Source organism: Streptomyces sp. NPDC059003 (assembly GCF_042740445.1).
In the GTDB taxonomy this organism is placed as follows: Bacteria; Actinomycetota; Actinomycetes; order Streptomycetales; family Streptomycetaceae; genus Streptomyces.
This window is the reverse complement of the sequence record NZ_JBHYJH010000044.1, coordinates 59,047-60,815: the sequence shown is the minus strand read 5'-3', so window position 1 is coordinate 60,815 and position 1,769 is coordinate 59,047. Positions and strand designations below refer to the sequence as shown.

1 protein-coding gene is annotated in these 1,769 nt (G+C 72.9%); it reads left to right on the top strand.

All coding sequences use genetic code 11. The features are described from left to right. Window positions 1-161 precede the first annotated feature (161 nt). Window positions 162-1,604 carry an adenylosuccinate lyase gene (gene purB, locus ACFWZ5_RS17920; protein WP_384806924.1) on the top strand — a complete coding sequence of 481 codons (1,443 nt, stop codon included), beginning with the start codon at window positions 162-164 and terminating at the stop codon, window positions 1,602-1,604. The last annotated feature ends 165 nt before the right edge of the window (window positions 1,605-1,769 follow it).

The following is a 1,769-nucleotide window of genomic DNA, read 5'->3' as shown; positions in this document are numbered from 1 at the left end:
GAATACCTGCCGCTCCGGCGAGGGTTTTAGCCCGTCCGGCGTTTGAGGACGAGGCGCGGAGCGCCGACGAGGGTGCGGGGCGCCCCGCCCGGTCCCTCGTAGTTTCCGACGAACCCGGTCGCTGCGCTGGCCTGCAGAAACCGCCAGTAGAATGGCGGACCGTGACTGCTGCTCCCGCAAAGCCCCGTATCCCGAACGTCCTCGCCGGGCGTTACGCCTCCGCCGAGCTCGCCACGCTCTGGTCGCCCGAGCAGAAGGTGAAGCTGGAGCGCAGGCTCTGGCTCGCCGTGCTGCGCGCGCAGAAGGACCTCGGCATCGAGGTGCCGGACACGGCGATCGCCGACTACGAGCGCGTCCTCGACCAGGTCGACCTGGCGTCCATCGCCGAGCGCGAGAAGGTCACGCGCCATGACGTGAAGGCCCGCATCGAGGAGTTCAACGCGCTCGCCGGGCACGAGCACGTCCACAAGGGCATGACGTCCCGCGACCTGACCGAGAACGTGGAGCAGCTGCAGATCCGGCTCTCCCTGGAGCTGGTGCGGAACCGCACGGTCGCGGTGCTCGCCCGCCTCGGCAAGCTGTCGGCCGAGTACGCGGAGCTGGTCATGGCGGGCCGCTCGCACAATGTGGCGGCGCAGGCCACGACGCTCGGCAAGCGCTTCGCCACCGGGGCCGACGAGCTCCTCGCCGCGTACCACCGCCTGGAGGACCTGCTCGGCCGCTACCCGCTGCGCGGCATCAAGGGTCCCGTCGGCACCGCGCAGGACATGCTGGACCTGCTCGGCGGCGACGCGGACAAGCTCGCGGACCTGGAGCGCCGCATCGCCACCCACCTGGGCTTCGACCGCGCCTTCACCTCGGTCGGCCAGGTCTACCCGCGCTCCCTCGACTACGAGGTCGTGACGGCGCTCGTGCAGCTCGCCGCCGCGCCGTCGTCGCTCGCGAAGACGATCCGCCTGATGGCCGGGCACGAGCTGGTCACCGAGGGCTTCAAGCCCGGCCAGGTCGGCTCGTCCGCGATGCCGCACAAGATGAACACCCGCTCCTGCGAGCGCGTCAACGGCCTCACGGTCATCCTGCGCGGCTACGCCTCGATGACCGCCGAGCTCGCGGGCGACCAGTGGAACGAGGGCGACGTGTCCTGCTCCGTGGTCCGCCGGGTCGCCCTGCCCGACGCGTTCTTCGCGCTCGACGGGCTCCTGGAGACGTTCCTGACCGTGCTCGACGAGTTCGGCGCCTTCCCGGCCGTCGTCGCCCGTGAGCTGGACCGCTACCTGCCGTTCCTCGCCACGACCAAGGTGCTCATGGCGTCGGTGCGGGCGGGCGTCGGCCGCGAGGAGGCGCACGAGGCGATCAAGGAGAACGCCGTGGCTTCCGCGCTCGCCATGCGGGAGCAGGGCGCCGAGCGCAACGAGCTGCTCGACAAGCTGGCCGCGGACTCCCGGATTCCGCTGGACCGCGCCCAGCTGGACGAGCTGATGGCCGACAAGCTGTCGTTCACCGGCGCGGCGAGCGACCAGGTCGCGGCGGTCGTCGCGCGGGTCGAGGCCGTGCTCAAGGAGCACCCCGAGGCGGCGGCGTACACGCCCGGCGCGATTCTCTGACGTCCGGGAGACCTTCGGGACGCGTGGCCGCCGGACCCGGCGGACCCGGCGGTCCAGGGGGGTGTAGGGGGGTGTCGGCGGGCGGGGCGCGGGGGCCCGCCCCCCGCCCGCCGTGGACCCCCACGGGGCCCCGGGGGGACCCCGCCCGCCCGGCCCCCCCGACGG